The organism is Colwellia sp. C1TZA3, from assembly GCF_007954265.1.
In the GTDB taxonomy this organism is placed as follows: domain Bacteria; phylum Pseudomonadota; class Gammaproteobacteria; order Enterobacterales; family Alteromonadaceae; genus Cognaticolwellia.
The window spans coordinates 71,932-94,366 of the sequence record NZ_VOLS01000005.1 but is presented as its reverse complement, the minus strand read 5'-3'; the positions used below and the strand labels follow the sequence as shown (position 1 = coordinate 94,366).

General features: G+C 37.0%; 18 protein-coding genes. 8 read left to right on the top strand and 10 right to left on the bottom strand.

Features of this window, described 5'->3' with window-relative positions; translation table 11 throughout:
- Positions 1 to 36 precede the first annotated feature (36 nt).
- A complete protein-coding gene (locus ESZ39_RS02815) occupies positions 37 to 603 on the bottom strand; it encodes a lytic transglycosylase domain-containing protein (RefSeq protein WP_146878276.1) in 567 nt (188 codons plus the stop codon).
- Entirely contained in the window at positions 590 to 1,951 is a 1,362-nt protein-coding gene (locus ESZ39_RS02810) for a hypothetical protein (RefSeq protein WP_146878275.1), read from the bottom strand. The genes ESZ39_RS02815 and ESZ39_RS02810 overlap by 14 nt, the downstream gene beginning before the upstream one ends.
- A gap of 226 nt (positions 1,952 to 2,177) precedes the next feature.
- Here ESZ39_RS02810 and tusA point away from each other — a divergent pair, with 226 nt between their 5' ends.
- On the top strand, positions 2,178 to 2,426 hold the full coding sequence (gene tusA, locus ESZ39_RS02805; protein WP_146878274.1) for a sulfurtransferase TusA: 249 nt from the start codon (positions 2,178 to 2,180) through the stop codon (positions 2,424 to 2,426).
- Positions 2,427 to 3,044: 618 nt separating this feature from the next.
- Here the strand turns inward: tusA and ESZ39_RS02800 are convergent.
- The 7 genes from ESZ39_RS02800 to dnaA form a co-directional block, all read right to left on the bottom strand.
- Positions 3,045 to 4,481 carry a M28 family peptidase gene (locus tag ESZ39_RS02800; protein ID WP_146878273.1) on the bottom strand — a complete coding sequence of 479 codons (1,437 nt, stop codon included), beginning with the start codon at positions 4,479 to 4,481 and terminating at the stop codon, positions 3,045 to 3,047.
- Positions 4,482 to 5,275: 794 nt separating this feature from the next.
- Positions 5,276 to 7,342 carry a glycine--tRNA ligase subunit beta gene (glyS, locus tag ESZ39_RS02795; protein WP_146878272.1) on the bottom strand — a complete coding sequence of 689 codons (2,067 nt, stop codon included), beginning with the start codon at positions 7,340 to 7,342 and terminating at the stop codon, positions 5,276 to 5,278.
- Entirely contained in the window at positions 7,342 to 8,262 is a 921-nt protein-coding gene (gene glyQ / locus ESZ39_RS02790; protein ID WP_146878271.1) for a glycine--tRNA ligase subunit alpha, read from the bottom strand. Before glyQ ends, glyS begins: the two co-directional genes overlap by 1 nt.
- A gap of 253 nt (positions 8,263 to 8,515) precedes the next feature.
- Complete coding sequence (gene gyrB / locus ESZ39_RS02785) at positions 8,516 to 10,960, bottom strand: DNA topoisomerase (ATP-hydrolyzing) subunit B (protein ID WP_146878270.1); 2,445 nt, start codon at positions 10,958 to 10,960, stop codon at positions 8,516 to 8,518.
- A 10-nt stretch (positions 10,961 to 10,970) separates the two neighbouring features.
- Positions 10,971 to 12,068 (bottom strand): DNA replication/repair protein RecF, encoded by a 1,098-nt coding sequence (gene recF, locus ESZ39_RS02780; protein WP_146878269.1) that lies wholly within the window; start codon positions 12,066 to 12,068, stop codon positions 10,971 to 10,973.
- A gap of 15 nt (positions 12,069 to 12,083) precedes the next feature.
- Positions 12,084 to 13,187 carry a DNA polymerase III subunit beta gene (gene dnaN / locus ESZ39_RS02775; RefSeq protein WP_146878268.1) on the bottom strand — a complete coding sequence of 368 codons (1,104 nt, stop codon included), beginning with the start codon at positions 13,185 to 13,187 and terminating at the stop codon, positions 12,084 to 12,086.
- A gap of 28 nt (positions 13,188 to 13,215) precedes the next feature.
- Entirely contained in the window at positions 13,216 to 14,508 is a 1,293-nt protein-coding gene (gene dnaA, locus ESZ39_RS02770; RefSeq protein ID WP_411266851.1) for a chromosomal replication initiator protein DnaA, read from the bottom strand.
- A 546-nt stretch (positions 14,509 to 15,054) separates the two neighbouring features.
- On the opposite strand from dnaA, the gene rpmH reads away from it, so the two are divergent.
- The 6 genes from rpmH (at position 15,055) to ESZ39_RS02740 (ending at position 20,081) form a co-directional block, all read left to right on the top strand.
- Positions 15,055 to 15,189, top strand: coding sequence for a 50S ribosomal protein L34 (rpmH, locus tag ESZ39_RS02765; RefSeq protein WP_146878266.1), 135 nt, complete (start codon positions 15,055 to 15,057; stop codon positions 15,187 to 15,189).
- Positions 15,190 to 15,230: 41 nt separating this feature from the next.
- Positions 15,231 to 15,587, top strand: coding sequence for a ribonuclease P protein component (gene rnpA / locus ESZ39_RS02760; protein WP_146878265.1), 357 nt, complete (start codon positions 15,231 to 15,233; stop codon positions 15,585 to 15,587).
- Entirely contained in the window at positions 15,554 to 15,802 is a 249-nt protein-coding gene (gene yidD, locus ESZ39_RS02755; protein ID WP_146878264.1) for a membrane protein insertion efficiency factor YidD, read from the top strand. The genes rnpA and yidD overlap by 34 nt, the downstream gene beginning before the upstream one ends.
- A gap of 6 nt (positions 15,803 to 15,808) precedes the next feature.
- A complete protein-coding gene (yidC, locus tag ESZ39_RS02750) occupies positions 15,809 to 17,449 on the top strand; it encodes a membrane protein insertase YidC (protein ID WP_146878263.1) in 1,641 nt (546 codons plus the stop codon).
- 617 nt (positions 17,450 to 18,066) lie between these two features.
- Positions 18,067 to 19,452 carry a tRNA uridine-5-carboxymethylaminomethyl(34) synthesis GTPase MnmE gene (gene mnmE, locus ESZ39_RS02745; protein WP_146878262.1) on the top strand — a complete coding sequence of 462 codons (1,386 nt, stop codon included), beginning with the start codon at positions 18,067 to 18,069 and terminating at the stop codon, positions 19,450 to 19,452.
- 128 nt (positions 19,453 to 19,580) lie between these two features.
- Positions 19,581 to 20,081, top strand: a complete 501-nt coding sequence (locus tag ESZ39_RS02740; RefSeq protein WP_146878261.1) for a hypothetical protein — start codon at positions 19,581 to 19,583, stop codon at positions 20,079 to 20,081.
- An 836-nt stretch (positions 20,082 to 20,917) separates the two neighbouring features.
- On the opposite strand, the gene ESZ39_RS02735 is transcribed toward ESZ39_RS02740, so the two are convergent.
- A complete protein-coding gene (locus tag ESZ39_RS02735) occupies positions 20,918 to 21,445 on the bottom strand; it encodes a sel1 repeat family protein (RefSeq protein WP_146878260.1) in 528 nt (175 codons plus the stop codon).
- 151 nt (positions 21,446 to 21,596) lie between these two features.
- On the opposite strand from ESZ39_RS02735, the gene mioC reads away from it, so the two are divergent.
- Positions 21,597 to 22,040 carry an FMN-binding protein MioC gene (gene mioC, locus ESZ39_RS02730; RefSeq protein ID WP_146878259.1) on the top strand — a complete coding sequence of 148 codons (444 nt, stop codon included), beginning with the start codon at positions 21,597 to 21,599 and terminating at the stop codon, positions 22,038 to 22,040.
- Positions 22,041 to 22,435: the final 395 nt, after the last annotated feature.

The window sequence follows — 22,435 nt, the reverse complement described above, 5'->3', positions numbered from 1 at the left end:
ACCTTATTTAAGCCACTATTATAATGCAAGTGGATGCTATTCGTTTATGCTCATCGCAATAATGTGGTCAAATAAAGAGGCCGCTTGCCCTACTTTGTGTTGATATATTTGCTGATAAGCTAAAACACTTTTAACATATTCTCGGGTTTCTTTGAACGGAATGGTTTCAATCCAAACATCAGCAGGTAATGACTCAGCGTTTTTCAACCAACTTTTTACTCGATAAGGCCCAGCATTATAAGCCGCAGTAGCCAGTACTTGGTTACCATCATGACGGTCGAGTAAATCACGTAAGTATTTTGTGCCTAATTTAATATTATTTTTGGCTTTGAATAAATACCGATTAGAGACTTTTTTACGCGCTAGCTGTTTTGCTGTACCTGGCATAATTTGCATTAAACCTTTAGCGCCTGCCGGAGAATTAGCATCTGACATAAACGAGCTTTCACGACGCGTTATAGCAAACGCCCAAGCTGGATTAATTTTTTGCTGGCCGGCATAGTGTGTAATTTCACTTTCAAAGCCCAGTGGAAAACGTAAATCTACATCGTTAAGATAACCCACTTTAGCTAAGGTAAATATTGCCCTGTCATACCATTTCATTGGCAACTTTAGAGGCAACTAACTTTTCGCGCTTATTGAGTTTTGACAACCAATAATTCCATTCTTTGCGGGCATGATAAAACCGACCAATAGCAAATAGCTCAAAAGCTCTTTTTGCTTCAGGACTTTTAGTCACCCAGGCTCTTTCATCTACACTAACAACAAGCGGTATATCTTGAAAATTAGCTGGTTTCTTTAAATAACTCGCAGCTAAAAAACCATAATAATGTCGACTTAGCGCAAGCTCATTTAAGCGTAAGTTTCCAGCCACTAACTCATTGGTAGCTAATAAACTTCTGCCATACCAGTACTGCCACTGCAGACTTTTTTGCACTGTCTTAGGTAACTTTAGGAGCTTAGTTTTGATGTTCTGCCAATTTTGATCGCGCAGAGCGTCGGTTATATACCACTGGGTTAGGTTACTGGTGAATAAATTTTCATCCACTTTCGCTAACCATGCGGCCGCATCAAGGTGATTTTTGCTGGCTAACGCTAGGGCAAACTTGAAAGTAATTTGTTGCTGTTGCTGCAAAGAAAACGGTAACAGCGACTTTGCTAACTTATAAGTATTAAGTGCTTGTTCTGGATCGCGCCATATTAGACGTTTTAAACCATAAGCGACTATCTCCGCCTCTCTTGGGGTTTTGTTTTTAAATTTTGATAAGCGTTCGGTATAGGACGGATTGCGACGTACTTTATGCCAAAGCTGAGCTAAATATTGCTCATTTTCTGGTAATAACAGCGTCAAATACGGTATTAAGGTATGTTTACCGCCATCGGCTGATAATACAATACGTTGCCATATGACCTCGTTTGTTTGATACCCTGCTTGCTGCCACTGTTTAAACAAGGGATCGCAAACTTTTGGTTGCGATTTACCCACTATCCACAGCGAATTTACTTTGGGTAATATTTTCGTTGGCGACACGCCAGATTGCAATTGAAAGCGATAATACTGACACGTTAGTTCAACATCACTGGTGGCTTCGAAAAAATGTTGAAAAAGCACCGGCTGCTTACGTTTAGCCAAATAAGTTAACCATTTTTTTCTTAAGGGCCAATCCAGTGGTGTGCCTTTATACTTTGTTAAAAAGTCTCCTATCTCTGGCGCTGACGACAACTTCATTTTGGTCATTAGGCGCTTCTGATCCAAATAAGGTTGCAGCGGATAATAATGTAGTTGGTTATATAGGTTTTGATAAGTAGCAGAACTGTAGTTCCAAACTTGCTTTTCAGCTTGCAAGAAAGTTTTTCGCTGTTGGCTTTCATCATTAGCGAAAGTTGGCGTACTCGCTAATAGCGCACTTAATATGATGGTTTTGATAAATCGGAAACTACCTAGCGGCATTTGAGGACCTTGAAAAAATAAGCATGGATCAATTATTCACCTCTAACGTGACAAAGCAAGCCTATTTGAGACAATTATTAGCTTAATTGTCAATATTTGTCCTTAAAATTAGCTCGAGATGATTAAAAATCGACTGAACAAAAACAATCAACGTAAGTTTATTGTTGCGTCATGGTGAATAGGCTTTAAAATTAGCACCAAACCATATTCCCTAGCAAGGTAAAGCATGACCGACTGCTGTTTTTCTGATCCAGACCACCAATTAGATGCCATTGGGCTTCGCTGTCCCGAGCCAGTAATGATGCTTCGGCTAAAAATACGAAAAATGGCCGTAGGTGAAACCCTTCTAGTAAGCGCTGACGATCCGTCAACTGCAAGAGATATTCCAAGTTTTTGTCGATTTATGGAGCATCAACTAATTAGTCAGCAAATCAAAGTAATGCCTTTTCAATACGTTATTAAGAAAGGCTTATGATACTAAGGTGAGTCGCTAAGCTAGTAGCTAAGCTTTAAACAGATACTGTTAATTTTAATGGCCACCTTACTTTGCAATTGATTTGAAAGCGCAACAATAAACCCAGGCTTTTTTCTATCACCTTCCCAATGCCCAACGGTGGCTTAAATAAAAAAAGTGAAAATTTAACAACTCAATTTTATAACAATTCCTTGCACTTTAAACACATTAACTGTGCCCTTTTGTATTAGGGATTGCGGTTAAATTCACTATTTAAACTCAGAGTAAAAAAGACTTTTAAGAGGGTAAATGCTAATTACTGCAAAAAAAGTTAGCGAGTGAGGATTAATTATTAATACCGATTTGATTAATTAAGTGGTCTACTTTTTCATGAGGAAAAATGAAGAAATACAAGACATAAAATTTAGTATAGATGATAATACGGGTGTTGATTTTTATCGGTATGCTTAAGCTTGTTATAAAGCCTTATTCACACAATGTAACTTTCGCTTCAATTATTACTTATCAATAAGTAATAATTGAAGCATGTTAATATCTTTTGCACTATTTTTAGCAAGCTAATCATATGGATTACTTATTAAGCCATAAAATTAGCTTTTTATAATAGTGTGTAAACTATTATTTATAACCTCCAAAAGAGCCTGCAGGACCAGGAAAGACCACTGGGCTTTCAAAACCATCTTTTGCAACACTGCTAACACCAAAAAAATAGTTATCGATTACAATATTTTTTAACTCAAATTCAGTGACATCACCTACATATTGACTATGTGTCCATGTTGGCTCTGTAGTCAATCGCCAATGAACACGGTAACCCGCTAAATTATTTGCCATAGTCCCTTCTGGACGCTGCCACTTTAACGTTGTTGATGCTTTAACTGCCCCTGAAATTTCAGTATTTGCTGGCGGTGGTGGCGCCCAAGCCATCGCGGCCATAGTGACAGCGTTTAACGAGGTTAATTTTGCAGTAAAGTCAAAATCTACACCCGCCAGAACGTCGCCAAACGCTCGACCATTTTCGCTTCGAAGGTCTTGATGCTGACGATCGTAGTGCTCATTAGTTTCCATAATACGTACAGCAGGATAACCAACGGCATTAAATGGTCGATGATGCCCGCCTCTACCAAATCTGTCTAATCTATATATCATCATAACGTCTAAGTTAGGTATGTATTGGTCTGCAATTTGGTCAATATAGCGAGCTACATTTCGTGAAGGCGAATCTACTTCACCACCGGTGAATCTGCGTTTTTTAGCTTCTGCAGGTGTTTCAACATAGCGAACGCCTTCAGAAAACACTCTTGCTGTTGTGTTGTTAATAATGCCATTAATACCTGAAATATTACCAATCATGTCGTTATTAATGACCGCTTCAACACGCCAAGCTGCTTTTTTGGCAATGCCCGCCATTATTTTTCCACCAAACAAGCCCTGTTCTTCTCCTGATAATGCGGCATAAACAACAGTACCAGCAAATTTATGTTGTGACAGCACCCTAGCGGTTTCAATAACGCCAGCAACACCTGAAGCATTATCATTTGCTCCCGGAGATGCACTGGTGTAGTCAAGCGGGTCTGACACTCGAGAGTCTATATCACCAGACATCACAATATAGCGATTTGGATCGAGTTGACCGCGCTGAATAGCGATAACATTGACGACTTCTGTTGGCTCAGGAATACGTTTTTCCCCTGAAAATGTCTGTTTTTGAACAATAACTTCTAAACAGCCGCCACACTGTGCCGAAATTTTCTCAAATTCTGATTTAATCCAACGACGTGCAGCGCCAATGCCTTGGGTATCTGATTTTGTCTCTGACAAGGTATGCCGAGTACCAAACCCAACTAACTTGGTAATATCTGTTTTTAGTCTCTCTGCACTGACTTGTTGTTGTATCTCACGTAAGACCAATTGCTCACTAGGCGGCACCACGGTAGCGGCGTAAACAGGTATAGTGGCGACAAACGCACATAACACCGCAAAATTTTTGCGAGAAAAAGCATTAAACGATGGAGTAAACGCGCTACTCTTCGCTTTAGCAAAATGTATAAACATAACGACGACCTAATATTAATTGTGATTATTACTTTGTTAAAAGATTATCACAATTGAGAAGCTTGGCGAGTCCATCTACCTTATTAATAATTCAATTCAGCTCACTTTAAAAATTACTATTAGATGATTAATTTATGTGAGTTATACCAATTTGATTAATTAAGTGATCTACTTTTTCATGAGGAAAAAGGGATAAATACAAGGCATAAAATTTAATAAGTAGTTATTCACCTTATAAATTTTATAACGCTGTAGTTATTCATTTTAACCATTAAAAATGAGCAGGTAATTAATCAACTTGGTATTATACCAATCCCATTAAGTTATTGCTCACTTGTACTAGTTAAAATAGCTCAAGGCTGTGTTGCTCTCACTCCCAATAGCCAGCTATTGCTCAATCGAGCGCCTTACCTTGAATTATTTTTCCTGCACACAACAAGATCACAAACTTAATGGAACTGGTATTAGCTATGCTAAAAAAGTATATCAAGCCAGAATAACAATTTCGAATACTGCAAAATTTTGCACCGTTAGCAGTGTTAATTTAAATTAGTAAAGTCTATAAGAATAAGTGAGCGCTTACTTTAGCAAACAACAACCGTATTCTGCTAAACTAAAAAGTAGAAAAAGCTAAGTGTTATTGTGGTATTCAAGTCTACATTTAATAAGGCTTAAAACATTTATTATAGTTGCTGATCGATATCACTTTGCTAGTTTAGATGACTTTTAATGGTGATAAAAAAAGGAATGCCTTAGCATTCCTTTTGGTTTTTAATTCGCCACTACCGCAAGTATTACTGCAATAAAGAGATGTCAGCTATAGCGAGGAAACTATTGCGAATTTCGTTTAATAAGGTCAGACGATTAGTTTTAACTTCTTCATCATCAGCCATAACCATGACATGATCAAAAAAGTTATCAATCGGCTGCTTTAACGCCGCTAATTCGGTTAATGCGCTTTGATAATTTTTTGTCGCCATTGCTGGTGCTATTTTAGTCTTAACCACTGAAAAAGCTAAGGCCAACTCTGTTTCAGCCGCTTCTGTCGCTAAATCAGGTTTAAAAGCGTTAAAAAGCTCACCTTTAAATTTAACTAAAATATTACCCACACGCTTGTTAGCTGCTGCTAACGTCACCGCTGCTGCTAAGGTTTTAAAATACGTTGCCGCATGAATGCGCTTATCAAAATCTAATGGTGAAGATGGAGCGTTGGCTAGAACAGCTTGTATGACATCAACACTAATATTTTGATCTTGATAATAAGCACGGTAACGACCAAAAACAAATTCAAGCACCTGTTGAGTCACGTCTTGATTGATTAATTTGTCTTGATATAGCGCAACACTTTTTACCAATAAATCAGCAATATCTAAATCAAGGTTTTTCTCAATGATGATTCTGATCAAACCAATGGCCGCACGGCGCAAAGCAAACGGGTCTTTATCACCTTTAGGTGCTTGGTTAATGCCAAAGATGCCCACTAAGGTATCTACTTTGTCGGCAATAGCAACCGCACAACCTATAGTCTGCTCAGGTAATGCGTCACCAGCAAAACGCGGGCGATATTGATCTTCTAAAGCTTGTGCCACTGCGGCTGGCTCGCCATCATGCTGAGCATAGTATTTACCCATAGTGCCTTGAACTTGTGGAAATTCAAGCACCATATCTGTCATTAAATCGGTTTTACTTAATAAACCAGCACGGTACGCCATAGCCGTATCATCGCCAATTTTATTAGCAACAAATTCACTTAAACTAGCAATGCGTTCAGACTTAGCTTTCACTGTACCTAACTGCTTTTGAAACAATATCGACTCTAAACTTTGCAACCTTGAGTCAAGTGATTGCTTTTTATCAGTTTTAAAGAAAAACTCGGCATCAGCCAAACGTGGGCGAATAACTTTTTCATTACCTTTAATAACCTGACTCGGATCTTTACTATCAATATTTGACACAAAGATAAATTTATTCAACAACTTACCTTCGCTATCGGTGACGGGAAAATATTTTTGATGATCTTTCATCGAATAAATTAATGGTTCAGCAGGTACATTCAAAAATTCTTTATCAAAGCTACCGGTTAACACCACTGGCCATTCAACTAGTGAGGTAACTTCTTCTAGCAAGTCATCATCTGGTAAAACGAAACCGCCAATTTCTATTGCCGCAGCATTAATTTGCTGCTGGATAGTTTCTTTACGTGCTTGGTAGTCAACAACAACATGCGCGGCTTTTAACGCGCTTTCATAATCATTAGCATGTGCTAACGCAACTAAGCCGTGATGATGAAATCGATGACCGGTCACTACGTTGTTCGAGCTAATATTTAACGACTCACCGGCAATAACACTTGCACCGTACATTAATGTTAGCGTATGCACAGGTCGAATAAACTGTGTTCTACCCGACCCCCAACGCATGGGTTTTGGTACCGGTAACTTTGCAATAGCGATATTAACCATGTCAGGTATGAGTTGTTCAACATGCTTACCTTGTTCGATAGTTTTATAAAGTAACCATTCACCTTTATCTGTTATCAAACGCTCTGCTTGGGCAACAGTGATGCCATTTGAGCGCGCCCAACCTTCGGCAGCTTTACTTGGCTTGCCTTCAGTGTCAAATGCTACGCCAACGGCAGGACCACGTTTTTCAATGGCTTTGTCGGCTTGATTGGCGATTAAGTTATCAACTTTTACCGCTAAACGTCTTGGCGTTGCATACCAGTAAATATCTGAGTAGCTAAGTTTTGCATCATCTAGTTGTAATTTAATTTGTTCAAAAAACGTTGTCGCTAAAGTTCTCAACGATTTTGGTGGTAACTCTTCAGTACCGAGTTCAATCAGTAGTGTTTCTGTTGTCATTATGACTGTCCCTTAGCTGAATTTTTTTTACAAAGTGGAAAGCCAAGTTCTTCACGTTTCGCGTAATAGGCTTGTGCAACGGCTTTTGATAAAGCTCTTACTCTTAATATGTAACGTTGGCGTTCTGTTACCGATATGGCATGTCGAGCATCAAGTAAGTTAAAAGCATGAGAAGCTTTCATCACTTGCTCGTAAGCCGGTAGAGCTAAACCTGCTTCGATAAGTTTTTCACTATCTTTTTCGCACTGATCAAAAGTTTTAAATAAAGCATCAACGTCGGCATATTCAAAATTATAAGTTGATTGTTCAACTTCGTTTTGATGAAAGACATCACCATAAAGTATTTTACCCATTGGGCCATCAGTCCAAACCAGATCATAAATGCTATCTACGTTTTGAATATACATCGCTAAGCGTTCTAAACCATAGGTTATTTCACCGGTAACAGGTGCACATTCTAAACCGCCAACTTGTTGAAAATAAGTAAACTGTGAAACTTCCATGCCGTTTAACCAAATTTCCCAACCTAAACCCCACGCGCCCAAGGTTGGTGATTCCCAATTATCTTCTACAAAGCGAATATCATGCACAAGCGGATCAATACCCATTTCTTTTAATGAATCAAGATAAAGCTCTTGAATATTATCTGGAGAAGGCTTTAGCATGACTTGAAATTGATAATAGTGTTGTAGGCGATTGGGATTTTCACCGTAACGACCATCAGTTGGACGTCGGCACGGTTGCACATAAGCACTACTCATTGGCTCAGGACCAATAGAACGTAAAAATGTCATCGGGTGAAATGTGCCTGCCCCTACTTCTAAATCTAATGGCTGGACTATTACACAGCCTTGGCGTGACCAATAATCTTGCATCTGCAATATTAGTCCTTGAAAGGTCTTTATATTAAACGTACTCATAACATTCCGAATCTATAATTGTATGGGGTTAAATAAAACTAATTATACCGTTTGTCGCTTTATTAGCCTAGTGTCCTTATAGCAATTTAATTAATTAACTGATCGGGTTTTTCATTTCAATCATTAAAAACCAACAGACAATCAATTAAGGGTATAACTAGATGTTTGGCATTTAATTACTTTAAAATACCTGGTTAGAAACAAAAATGCCCGATTTGATGATCGGGCATTCTTATCTCTAAAAGTTTAAAGGCTAGACATCTAGGTTAGCTACTTTAAGCGCGTTTTCTTCAATAAAGTGTCTACGCGGTTCTACATGATCACCCATCAGGGTAGTAAACAATTGATCAGCAGCAATAGCATCTTCAATCGTTACTTGTAGCATTCTGCGTGAATCTGGATCCATGGTAGTTTCCCATAATTGATTAGGGTTCATTTCACCTAGACCTTTATAACGCTGAATATATTGGCCACGTTTTGATTCAGCCATTAGCCAATTTAATGCTTCGTCAAACTCAGCAACTTGCTTAATTTTTTCGCCACGTTTAACGTAAGCACCTTCTTCCATTAAGCCATTAACTGCTCTATTTAAACTCTGAATTGAAGCAAACTCTTTTGAGTCAAAAAATTCATAGTCACAGTCATAAACTGTATCGATACCATGTTTACGCACATTAAAACTTGGATAGTAAATATTGCGTTCTTGGTCGTGCTTAATTTCAACGGTATAGATAGAACCATTACCGTCTTGATCAGATAACTGCTTAAGTAGATTAGCAGTCCAAGATTCAACGTTTACTTTATTCTTAAAATCTTCCGTGGTAATAACTTCACCGTAGATCATCTTTTCTAGAATATCCGCAGGGATTAAACGTGATACACGCTTAATAGTTTCATGAGTTTTACGGAACTGTTTGACTAAATTTTCTAAAGATAAGCCTGATAAAGCCGGTGCAGATTCATTAACATGAATTTCTGCATTCTCTAGTGCCAGTGTTGTTAAATACTCAACTAAGCCATTTTCATCTTTTATATAACGTTCTTGCTTACCTTTTTTCACTTTATAAAGTGGCGGTTGAGCAATATAGATATAGCCACGTTCCATTATTTCAGGCATCTGACGATAGAAAAATGTCAGTAATAATGTTCGTATGTGAGAACCATCGACATCGGCATCGGTCATGATGATAATGCTGTGATAGCGCAGTTTTTCTGGGTTATATTCATCACGGCCAATACCACAACCTAATGCTGTGATTAATGTGCCCACTTCTTGAGAAGATATCATTTTATCAAAACGTGCTTTTTCTACGTTAAGAATTTTACCTTTCAATGGCAATATAGCCTGATTTTTACGATTTCGTCCCTGCTTGGCTGAACCGCCAGCAGAGTCTCCTTCCACAATATAGAGTTCAGATAGTGCCGGATCTTTTTCTTGGCAATCAGCTAACTTGCCAGGTAAACCTGCAATATCTAATACCCCTTTACGGCGCGTCATTTCTCTTGCTTTGCGAGCGGCTTCACGAGCGCGAGCGGCATCAACAATTTTCATGATAATAGTGCGAGCAACTGAAGGCTTCTCTAATAGGTATTCACCTAGTTTTTCGCCCATAGCTTGTTCTACTGCGGTTTTAACTTCAGAAGATACCAGTTTGTCTTTCGTTTGAGAAGAGAACTTAGGATCAGGGACTTTAACTGAAATTACCGCGGTTAGTCCTTCACGAGCATCATCACCAGAGGCACTAGTTTCAGTGCTGCCACCCTTTTTAGTTTTATTTAAACCTTCTTTAACCATGTAGCTATTAAGCGTACGCGTTAATGCGGTGCGAAAACCACTTAAATGAGTACCACCATCGCGTTGTGGAATATTATTAGTGAAACAATGAATGCTTTCTTGGAAGCCGTCATTCCACTGCATAGCCACTTCAACTACGATGCCATCTTCTCGTGCTAAATCGAAGTAGAAAATCTCTTCATTAACGGGGGTTTTATTAGTATTTAAATAATCAACAAAGGCTTGAATACCACCATCAAATTGAAAGTGATCTGACTTACCTTCTTCACGTTCATCAATAAGTCTAATTGATATACCTGAGTTTAAGAATGATAATTCACGAATTCTTTTCACTAGTAAGTCATAGTGAAATAGCACATCAGTGAAGGTCTCTCCACTTGGCCAAAACCTGACTTCTGTCCCTGTTTTATCACTCTCACCAACTTCTTTTAAAGGCTCTTGAGGCACGCCATGGTGATAAAATTGTTCAAATAATTTACCCGCTCGACGAATGTTTAGTTTTAATTTACTACTAAGAGCATTTACCACTGAAATACCAACACCGTGTAAACCACCCGAGACTTTATAGCCTGAGTCTTCACCACCGAACTTACCACCAGCATGCAATACTGTCATGATAACTTCAGCGGCAGAAATACCCTCTTCTGGATGAATTTCTGTTGGAATTCCACGACCGTCATCCTTTACAGATACCGAACCGTCTAAGTGAATTTTAACAATAATATCAGTACAGTGACCTGCAAGAGCTTCATCAATTGAGTTATCCAACACCTCAAATACCATATGATGTAGGCCTGTGCCATCATCAGTATCACCTATATACATCCCTGGTCTTTTGCGAACTGCATCTAAGCCTTTTAGTACTTTAATACTAGCCGAGTCATATTCATTTTCTATTGTCATAGCTTGTAGCCTACTCACTCATTACTGATAGTTTGCCATGTTTCACGTGAAACATTTTATAGTTTTCTTTCTGTGGAACGAGTTGTTCCACTGCTGCTTTATCTATTGCGGTAACAATTACCTGACATTCAATACCTGCTATTGCATTATTTAATAACGCTCTAGAGTGAATATCTAATTCTGCACCTACATCATCAATTAATAAAATTGGTTTTACTAGATTAACTCTTTCTATTAGTTTTGCTTGAGCAAAAGTTAACGCCAGTAAAAACAACTTTTGTTGTCCACGTGACAATTGGTTATCTACTGATGCACCTCTTAATAAAAATCGGACATCAAATTTTTGGGCACCAAATAGGCTGTAACCGTAAGCTAATTCTTTTTCTTTATATTGTTGTAAAACATCGTACAAACTTTTCTTACTATTCCAACCTTGTAAATATTGAATAACGATATCATCTGATACTGAAGGTAACATTATTTTCAGCCAATAACTTAACTCATTAGTCAGCGCTTCAACATAACTGGCGCGTAAATTAGCTATTATTTGCGAGCTATCAATAAAGACATCAGTCCAATAGCTCAAAGTGCTGCCCGAAGTTTTACTACGTAAACAAGCGTTACGCTGTTTAAGGATTCGTGAAAATTCTCTCCAGTGATCTGAAAATGAATGTTTCACGTGAAACAATCCTAAATCAATAAATCTTCTTCTTTGCTTTGGGCCACCAAAAAATATTTTAAAACTTTCTGGTGTGATGACTTGCACAGCTATATTTTTTGCCAACACAGAAAACTTTGTTTCTTTTTCACCATTTATACGTATTTCAGTATGTGCTGTACTTTGACCATTAAAAATTTTTCGTACGCCCATCTGGCAATCTTTATTTGTTTTAGCGCTAACAGTAAAACTACTCTTAGTATGCTGAAGTAGGTTTTCTACTTTTGAACTACGAAATGACTTACCGTGACCTAAATAGAAAATAGCCTCTAATACACTACTTTTGCCACTACCATTATCACCGATAATAAAATTTAGATCTGAATGTAATTCTACCGATATACTTTCTATATTTCGTAAATCTTGAATAATTAATTTACCAATACTCATTATAATAGGTCGTGGTTACAAACGCATGGGCATAACAACATACAAGGCTTCTCCGGATTCTCCACCTTCAATAACCACACTACTGTTGGCATCAGCTAGTGTAAATTTAACCTCAGTTTCTTTAATAGCGTTGAGTACATCTAAAACATAGCTAACATTAAAACCAATTTCAACTTCCTCATAAGGAAAGTCAATTTCAATCACTTCTTCAGCTTGTTCTTGCTCAGGGTTGTTGGCCGTTATCTTTAACTCTGTGCGACCAAAGTTAAGTCGAACACCTTTGAACTTCTCGTTAGATAAAATAGAAGCACGCGACAATACTTGCCTAAGTACATCTTTATTGGCGTTAAGAATTTTATCACCGTTACGTGGCAATACACGGCGATAGTCAGGAAAGCGACCGTCAACCAGTTTACTGGTAAATGAAAATTCGCTATCAATGATTCTAATGTGATTAGAACCTAAAAAGACCTGCACGCCTTCGTCAACTGGATCTAACAAACGAATAATCTCTAAAATACCTTTGCGCGGTACAATCACCTGTCGAGCAGGCAGTTCAAGCGCTTGATTAGAAATTTTACAAATAGCTAAACGATGTCCGTCGGTAGCAACAGAACGTATTTCGTGACCTTCTGTTTCAATCGACATGCCGTTGAGATAATAACGAACGTCTTGGTTCGCCATAGAAAAATGAGTACTTTCAATTAAGCGTAATAATTCAGACTTTAACAAACTAAATTCTACGTCACCTTGCCATTGTTCAATATTAGGAAAATCACTGGCCGGTAACGTTGAAAGTGAATACTTACTACGGCCGGTACTAATTTTTATAACATCGTTATCAAATTCAAAGGTCAGCATAGAATCATCGGGCAGGCTTTTACAAATATCAAGTAACTTACGCGCAGGAATGGTAACCTTGCCATCTTCTGCATGATTATCTACTGTTGCATAAGCCACCATTTCCAGCTCTAAATCAGTAGCTGTCAAGGTAAGTGACTGCCTACTTACATCAAAAAGTATATTACCTAAAATAGGCAATGTACTTTTTCGCTCTACAGCACCAGAAACCAATAGCAAAGGTTTCAGCAGCAATTCTCTACTCAATGAAAATTTCATTTCTGACTCACTTTTAACTTACTTATTATTATGATGACAATGTTCTTATTAAATTTGAATAATCTTCTTTAATATCGTGAGATTCTTCACGTAAAGATTTTACCTTACGACAAGCGTGTAATACGGTTGTGTGGTCACGACCACCGAAGGCATCACCAATTTCAGGTAAACTATGATTTGTTAACTCTTTAGATAGTGCCATTGCAATTTGACGAGGTCTAGCTACTGAACGATTTCTTCGTTTAGACAGTAAATCTGCAACCTTAATTTTATAATATTCTGCCACTGTGCGCTGGATATTATCAATGGTAACCAACTTGTCTTGTAAAGCTAATAAATCACGTAGGGCTTCTCTGACAAAATCAATCGTGATAGCTCGACCAGTAAAATTAGCGTTTGCTATTACCCTATTCAAGGCACCTTCTAATTCACGAACATTAGAGCGTAAGCGTTTAGCAATAAAGAACGCAACTTCGTCGGCTAAATTTATATGACTTTCTTGTGCTTTGCGTTTTAATATTGCTACACGAGTTTCTAGTTCTGGTGGTTCAATGGCGATGGTTAAACCCCAACCAAAACGTGATTTTAAACGATCTTCAACATCTACTTCTTTGGGATAACGATCACTGGTCAAAATTATTTGTTGATTACCTTCAAGTAAGGCATTAAAAGTATGAAAAAATTCTTCTTGGGTCCTATCTTTACCGGCAAAAAATTGAATATCGTCAATGAGCAAGGCATCAACTGAACGATAATATTGTTTAAATTTTTCCATAGCGTTATTTTGTAACGCTCGCACCATATCTTGCACAAACCGCTCTGAATGCATGTAAGCAATTTTTGCATTAGGTTTGTTAAGTAAAATACCATTACCAACCGCATGCAATAAGTGTGTTTTACCTAAGCCAGTGCCACCATAAATAAATAAAGGATTGTAAGCCGCCCCTGGATTATCGGCCACTTGTGATGCCGCCGCACGGGCTAATTGGTTTGATTTACCTTCAACAAAATTATCAAAAGTATATTTAACTCTGATGTTGGTTGTTTTTGGTAAATTACTTTCTGGCGGTGGAGTGTCTCGATTTGGTGTTCTAATATTGGGTTGCAATTGGTTAATACTATTTTGAACATTAGTCTTTTGTGCTGGGATACTACCAACATCAAAACGCAATAGTGGTGGGTTTGCCGTGTCTTGCATCCCCACAAGTTCATTAATGCGATTGACATATTTGTCTCTAACCCAGTCCAAAACAAATCTATTTGGCGCATATAACGTCATAATATTATCTGTGATCACGCATTGTAGCGGACGTATCCACATACTAAACTGTTGTGCGGGTAATTCTTCTTGAAGAACAGACAAACATTTTTGCCAAAGTGTATGATCCAACAACGACTCCTGATAAGTACTATGCTCCCTGTGTTTAATAACCGCTAAAAATAAACGCTAAAAACACTGGAGAGTAAAAAAATTAATTTTTATAATCCGCCTATTATCTCTATAGTTATCCACAACATCAATATTGACTTTTCAATAAATGGCTTTTATTTTCAGTTATTTTTATTAAACTCAATTAAATTAGGCCTCTTGCTTACTCTTAATAATAAAATAGTGCTAAAAAACTTTCAATATACGATTTAATTATGACTAAAAATTACCGAGTTACTGCCAGTAAAAAGGTACTATTGTGATAAAACTGTGGATATATTTCTGATCCAGACGATCCGCAGACGATCATTTAAAAATAGCTAGTGAATAATCATTGACAAAGTTTCGTTCTCTATATAGAATTTCGCTTCATTTTTAGACCCAGTGTGCTCATGAAGGCTGTTTTGCCAGGGCAACAACAACAGACGGATTAGCGTAATGAAAAGAACATTTCAACCTAGTGTATTAAAACGTAAGCGCAACCATGGCTTCCGCGCTCGTATGGCTACGAAAAACGGCCGTGCTGTCATTGCACGTCGTCGTGCAAAAGGCCGCAAAAGCCTTAGTGCTTAATCTTTTAACTTGAAACTTAAGTTAAAGGAACAGTAACCGCTATGGTTACTTATGAATTTAATCGGGAGTCACGCTTGTTGACTCCCGGTCAATTTCAAGCTGTGTTTGCAAAACCTCTTCGTTTTGGCTCTAGCCACATCACCATACTCGTCACCCCAAATTCTGATAATAATAACCGTCTTGGTCTAGCCATTGCTAAAAAACGGGTTAAATTAGCTGTTCAACGAAATCGTATCAAACGACAAGTTCGCGAAAGCTTCCGTTTAAATCAACATAACCTCCCCTTTGTCGATATAGTAGTTATGGTAAAATCTGGCACTGACAAGCTCGAAAATAAAGAAATTAATCAGCAATTGGAAAAAATATGGCGCAAAATAATTCAACGCCACAAAAAGTAGCTATTACACTAGTAAAAGCTTATCAGTACTGGCTTAGCCCATTGCTTGGACCCCATTGTAGATTTAACCCAACATGCTCTTTTTACGCGATAGAAGCAATTAATCGCTTTGGTGTGATAAAAGGTTGTTGGTTAGCAGGCAAACGTATACTAAGATGCCACCCACTCAATGCGGGAGGACATGATCCCGTGCCACTATCAAAAAAAGAGAAATAAGACATTATGGAATCCCAACGCAGTTTTCTTTTTATTGCGCTTATGGTTGTTACCTATTTGCTATTTAACCAATGGCAAACAGACAAAGCTCCAATTCTTGAGCAACCAGCAGTAACTCAACAAACAACGCCAAATAATAGTGATGGCGAATTTGTTCCTGAGTCATCCGCTACAGCAACGTCTATCAGCAATGAAACAAAAGTAGTTAGTGCTACACTAATTTCAGTAAAAAATGATGTTTTATCACTAAAAATTGATACTAACGGCGGCGACATTGTAGAAGCAAAATTACTTAAGTTCGATACAGAACAAGGTAATGGCATACCCTTTACTATATTGCGCAACGACCGTGACCGCTATGTTGCGCAAAGTGGTTTAACTGGTGCACAAGGTTTAGACCGTGTTATTCCTGGTCGACCGATTTATCAAACATCGGCAACATCATATCAAGCAAATCCTGGTGAGCCACTAGTGATTGATTTAAATTATCTTGATAACGACGGTTTGTCTGTTACCAAGCGTTTTACACTCAATTACGACAGTTATGCCATTGATGTTGAATATATCATTGCTAATAACGCTAAGAGCCCTGCCAGCATACAAATGTATGCGCAACTAAAACAAACTACCTTAATTGATAGTTCAAGCGGTTTAATTCCTACTTATATCGGCGCTGCCTATTCGACCACTGAAGATGTATATGAAAAATATGACTTTGATGATATCGCTGAAGCGAACCTGAGTGTTTCTACTCAAGGTGGTTGGGTTGCTATGTTACAACACTATTTTGTTTCATCTTGGGTGCCAGAAAAAACCTCAGACAATCAGTTATATACTAGATACTCTACTAACCAAGACGCAGTAATTGGCTTTAAAGCTCCAGCAATAACGATTGAACCAAATAGCACAGCGACAACATCAGCGACTTTTTATGTTGGTCCAAAAGATCAGGATGTACTGGAAAGTATTGAAGATAATCTTGATCTAACCATAGATTACGGCTTTTTATTCATGATCAGCCAACCATTATTCTGGTTGCTTATTAAAATCCAATCTATTGTCACTAACTGGGGTGTAGCGATAATTATCATTACTCTTATCGTTAAAGGTGGTATGTATCCATTAACCAAAGCGCAATATACCTCAATGGCTAAAATGCGGGCACTACAACCTAAAATGGCGCAGCTGAAAGAGCGTTTAGGTGACGATAAACAAAAAATGTCACAAGCCATGATGGAGCTTTATCGTAAAGAAAAAGTAAATCCTGCTGGTGGCTGTTTACCCTTAATCGTCCAAATGCCTATTTTTCTTGCACTATATTGGGTATTTTTGGAAAGTGTTGAATTACGTCATGCACCCTTTATGTTGTGGATACAAGATCTGTCGGCACAAGACCCGTTCTACATTTTACCGGTATTAATGGGTATCAGTATGTTCATTATGCAAAAAATGCAGCCAATGACCGTACAAGATCCGATGCAACAAAAAATAATGCAGTACATGCCAGTCATGTTCACCGTATTCTTTTTCTGGTTCCCATCAGGCTTAGTACTTTACTGGTTAGTGAGTAATATTATTTCAATTGTACAAATGAAGATAATATTCTCGGGCATCAAAAAGGCCAAAGCTAAAGAAAAAACAATATAACATTGTTTTATCGACTAAAAAGGTAGCTCAGGCTACCTTTTTTTATGCCCATAATTTATAGTATATTGGGATGTAATTAACTGTTTTTCTGAGAAAAATTAACCAGAAATATAGTTAATACTTTGATTTTTAAAAGTACTATTTAGCTAAAGATCATCCATTTTTAGTGGTTAAAATGAATAATTACAGCGTTATAAAATTTATAAGGTGAATAACGACTGACTAAATTTTATGGCTTGTATTTATCCTTTTTTTCTCATGAAAAAAGTGATCACTTGCTTAATGGAACTGGTATAAGTTACAACACTCGACATGATCTTAACTGTTTTTAATATAATTGGCTTAATATAGTTAGTTATCCCGCCTTATTTTTGGTGTTTTTCTCCCTGTAAAAAATAAAGCACCGATAATCAGTCGTGCCAATTACAGGAATTGAAATACTACAAAGATAAAAAAATTAATTAGAGACTGTGCACTTATACCACGGCTTATATCACGAGCTTTTACCATGTAAAGCATTAATAAATTAAACAATAGCTCAGTACACATTTGCAGCAAGTCATTAACGCTTTATAATGTCGCCAATTAAAGCCTTAACCGTTAACTGAGAACCCAACATGACCGACCTAGCTTTTACATCAGGCCAAAAAGAAACCATAGCAGCACAGGCTACAGCGCCAGGCAGAGGTGGTGTTGGTATTATTAGAGTTTCAGGGCCTGAAGTTAAAAATGTCGCTCAAGCTATTTTAGGCAAAGTACCTGAATTACGTAAAGCTGAATATTTAACTTTTAAAGATCATAAAGGCCAAGCACTAGACCAAGGCATAGCACTTTATTTTAAAGGCCCTAATTCCTTTACCGGTGAAGATATTTTGGAGCTACAAGGCCATGGTGGCCCCGTTATCTTAGATATGTTACTTAAAGAGATTTTAACCCTGCCTAAGGTGCGTATGGCCGGACCTGGTGAGTTTAGTGAGCAAGCATTTCTTAATGATAAACTTGATTTAACCCAAGCAGAAGCCATAGCAGATTTGATTAACTCAAGCTCAGAACAAGCAGCTCGCTGTGCTTTACATTCGTTACAAGGCGATTTTTCTAAACTTGTCCATCAAATGGTGAACGACACCATACATTTACGCATGTATGTAGAAGCCGCGATTGATTTTCCAGAAGAAGAAATCGATTTTCTCGCGGACGAAAAAGTGGTTAACGACTTAAAAGCCATTATTAGTCAAGTAACAGAAGTAAAAAATAAAGCACAACAAGGTAGTATTATTCGTGAAGGCATGCGGGTTGTTATTGCTGGAAGACCAAACGCAGGTAAATCGAGCTTACTTAATGCCCTTAGCGGTAAAGAAAGCGCCATAGTCACTGACATTGAAGGCACTACCCGTGACGTATTATCTGAACAAATCCATATTGACGGTATGCCACTGCATATTATTGATACCGCAGGATTAAGAGAGAGTGTCGATGAAGTAGAAAAAATAGGCATTGAGCGGGCGTGGCAAGAGATCAAACAAGCAGACCGCGTTTTACTTATGGTTGATTCTGCACAAGATAAAACCGACGATTTAAAAGCAGCTTGGCCAGAGTTTTTTGAAAAATTACCCACTAATATCGGCTTAACTATTATCAGAAACAAAGCTGATATTAGCCAAGCAAAAACCGGTTACAGCGAACTCAACACAACCCCGACAATAACCTTGTCTGCTAAAACAGGTGCAGGCGTTTCAGAGCTAACTGAGCACCTTAAACATATCATGGGCTATCAGGGTAGTACTGAAGGGGGCTTTATGGCCAGACGGCGTCACTTAGTTGCTCTTGAACAAGCCCACCAACATCTAATAATAGGCTTAGAGCAACTTCAATCTTATGTCGCTGGTGAAATTCTGGCTGAAGAACTACGTTTTTGCCAACAAGAGCTCAACAAAATCACTGGTGAATTCACCAATGATGATTTATTAAGTGAAATATTTTCATCATTTTGTATTGGTAAATAAGACAATAACTAAGATGGTGCTAAATTAACTCTAAATAATTTAGCACCATCTTTTGAAATAAACTTTATACTTATCAATTGATTTAGCAAAAATCAAACACTTTTTATTACAAGAAAGGGAGAGAAAAAATGAAACTTATAAAAATAATTATTTTAGTTGCTATTGTTGGAGTCATCAGTAACTTTGTCACAGCTGCTAATTTAACGCCTGATTTAGTACAATGTGCCAATATGAAAAGTGAAAAGCAAAGACTTCAATGTTTTGATGCTTACATTGATAAAAATTCAACAAAAATTGCTGGCGATATCACTGTAGTAAGCGAACCAAAAACAACAGAAATTCAAGATAAAGAGCAGCTAATTTCATCTTTTGGTCAGGCTCATCGGTATTCAAACAAAGAACGTAAATTTGATGAAATGACCTCTATTGTTAAATCTGCAAGAAAAAATTTACACAAAAAATGGGAAATTGAATTAGAAAATGGTCAAATTTGGATAGAAAAAGGGGGAGATAGACGAGCAAAGTTCTCTGAGGGGGACGCTATAATAATAACAAGAGGGATCATGAATAGTTTTAAACTTAAAAAAGTTGGTACTAAACGCAGGATTAGAGTAAATCGCACATTATAAATTAAATACCAATCACTGTAATACCAATTTAATTAATTAAGTGATCTACTTTTTCATGAGGAAAAATAGATAAATACAAGGCATAAAACTTAGTCAGTAGTTATTCACCTTATAAATTTTATAACGCTGTAGTTATTCATTTTAACCATTAAAAATGAGCAGGTAATTAATCAACTTGGTATAACAACACTTAGAGCAGTTTCACTAATTATCTGGTTTACTTTATATGCAGAGGGAAAAGCCAAATACAAGGCATTTATTTTAATAAACCGTTATTCAGGACACTAGGTGCCTGCATTGTCTAATAAGCGGCATCCATGCAGCGATAATGAGTAAATAAATAACGCCGTAGTGGGTTGTTTTAACCAGGTGAAATGATCAGATAATTAATGAGATTGGTATTATATAAATGCCTATCGTTGATTCCCCCTTAGGGTTTACGGTAGGCAGCAATAATAATAAAGCGTTATAAATATTTGCTGGAAAATTTTCTGGACAAGCAGTAAAAACACCAGATTCAAGCAAATACTAACCGACCATCACAAGATAATGTCTAAAACAACCATTAAAACCACGTTAAATGCCAAGTACCTTGTTTATGCACTTTATGAGCAATCTAATACCAATTCCATTAAGTTATTGCTCACTTGTACTAGTTAAAATAGCTCAAGGCTGTGTTGCTCTCAATCCCAATAGCCAGCTATTGCTCAATCGAGCGCCTTACCTTCAGCCATTTTTCCTGCGCACAACAAGATCACAAACTTAATGGAACTGGTATAACACCGATAATAACCCAAAGGTTAATTATCTAAAGCGATTAGCAGTAATGATTGGGTTTAATCTAGATCATCAACAAAATAATATCCATTAACAATCTCAATTTTATTACACCTATGCGATGGCTGCTTAGAGCCCAATTTTTTCACATTTTTACATTTTAAGCGCTGACTTTTAGCACCATATAACTTAATATATTTTTGACCTTCGAGTGCTAATTTTTCTAAGTAATCAGCAGGTAATTTATCTTGGAGCATTGTTAATGGAAGTTCCCATGCTTGAGTTTTTTGTTCATTAGCAACAGTAAGCCAACCGTAACTTTTAATTAAATCTTGTTTTGTACCTTGTGCGTTTAAATACATTGTACCAACGATATATTGCGATGTTTTGTCACCTCTTTTAGCAAATATTTCAAGCTTAAATAAAGCCTCATTGTAATTATTAACTTTATATAACCCAATAGCCGTTCTCAATTCTTTGTTATAACTGTCGATATCGAGTACATTTTCTGACGAGAAAGCCGTGCTGATAAATGTGATAGGGAGTATCATCAGCGCAATAATTAAGTGATTCATTAATCTATTCATCTTTATTCCAAAGCAAATTTTACATTTAATTAAGAATAACTATTTTGATATTTCAATGTTTTTTCAATTGTAATAATGTGTTGCTTGTAACCTTATAATGTATAAAAAATTTAACCTAAAACAACATAAAATAATTTAATAGGAACAGTAAATGAGCTCATTTCAAGTCATTGTTGGCAGTATGTTAGGCGGCTCAGAATATGTCGCTGAGGCCTGTGAAGAAACATTAACCGCACTCGGCCATCAAGTTGAACTGCATTTCCAACCTAATTTTGCACAAATATTAAACAAAAAACAAATTTGGTTAATTTGCACCTCAACCCATGGTGCTGGTGATTATCCCGATAATATTCAAAAATTCGTAACAGATCTTAAAAATAGCGATCAAGATCTATCCTCAGTTAAATTTCTAACGATCGGTCTCGGTGACTCAAATTACGATACTTTTTGCTACGCAGCAAAAAGTATCAATAAGCTTTTATTATCAAAAGGTTGCAATGAAATACTACCTTTGATCACATTAGATATGAGTCAAGATATCGATCCAGAAGAACGATCTCAAATTTGGTTAAATGAAAATAAAGATCATTTATAACCAACTTACCCATAAGTTATTAACAGTTACAACCTAATAAAAACCCCATTGTGGATAACTCTGGGTAAAAGCTATTAATTTTCTATTATTATTCAGTGTATAGAAATTAACTTTAATTCGCCTGTGGATAAGTAGCCGTTTTGATCAGAGCTTATAACGTACTTGATCAAAGCTTGATCACAACAATACATGACTATTAATATATTGTTTTCTATAAATAAAAGTGACTTATCAACAGAAAATAATGATCTTAATAAGTAATAATAATAAGATCTTTAAAGAGATCTTTATATATTACTTAAGGATCAAGCTTAGATCTTTTCCTAAATTAGATCATTCCCATGAAGCCAAAAAGGCGCTAAAATGTCGCTCTTAAAAATTAAATAGCAAATAAA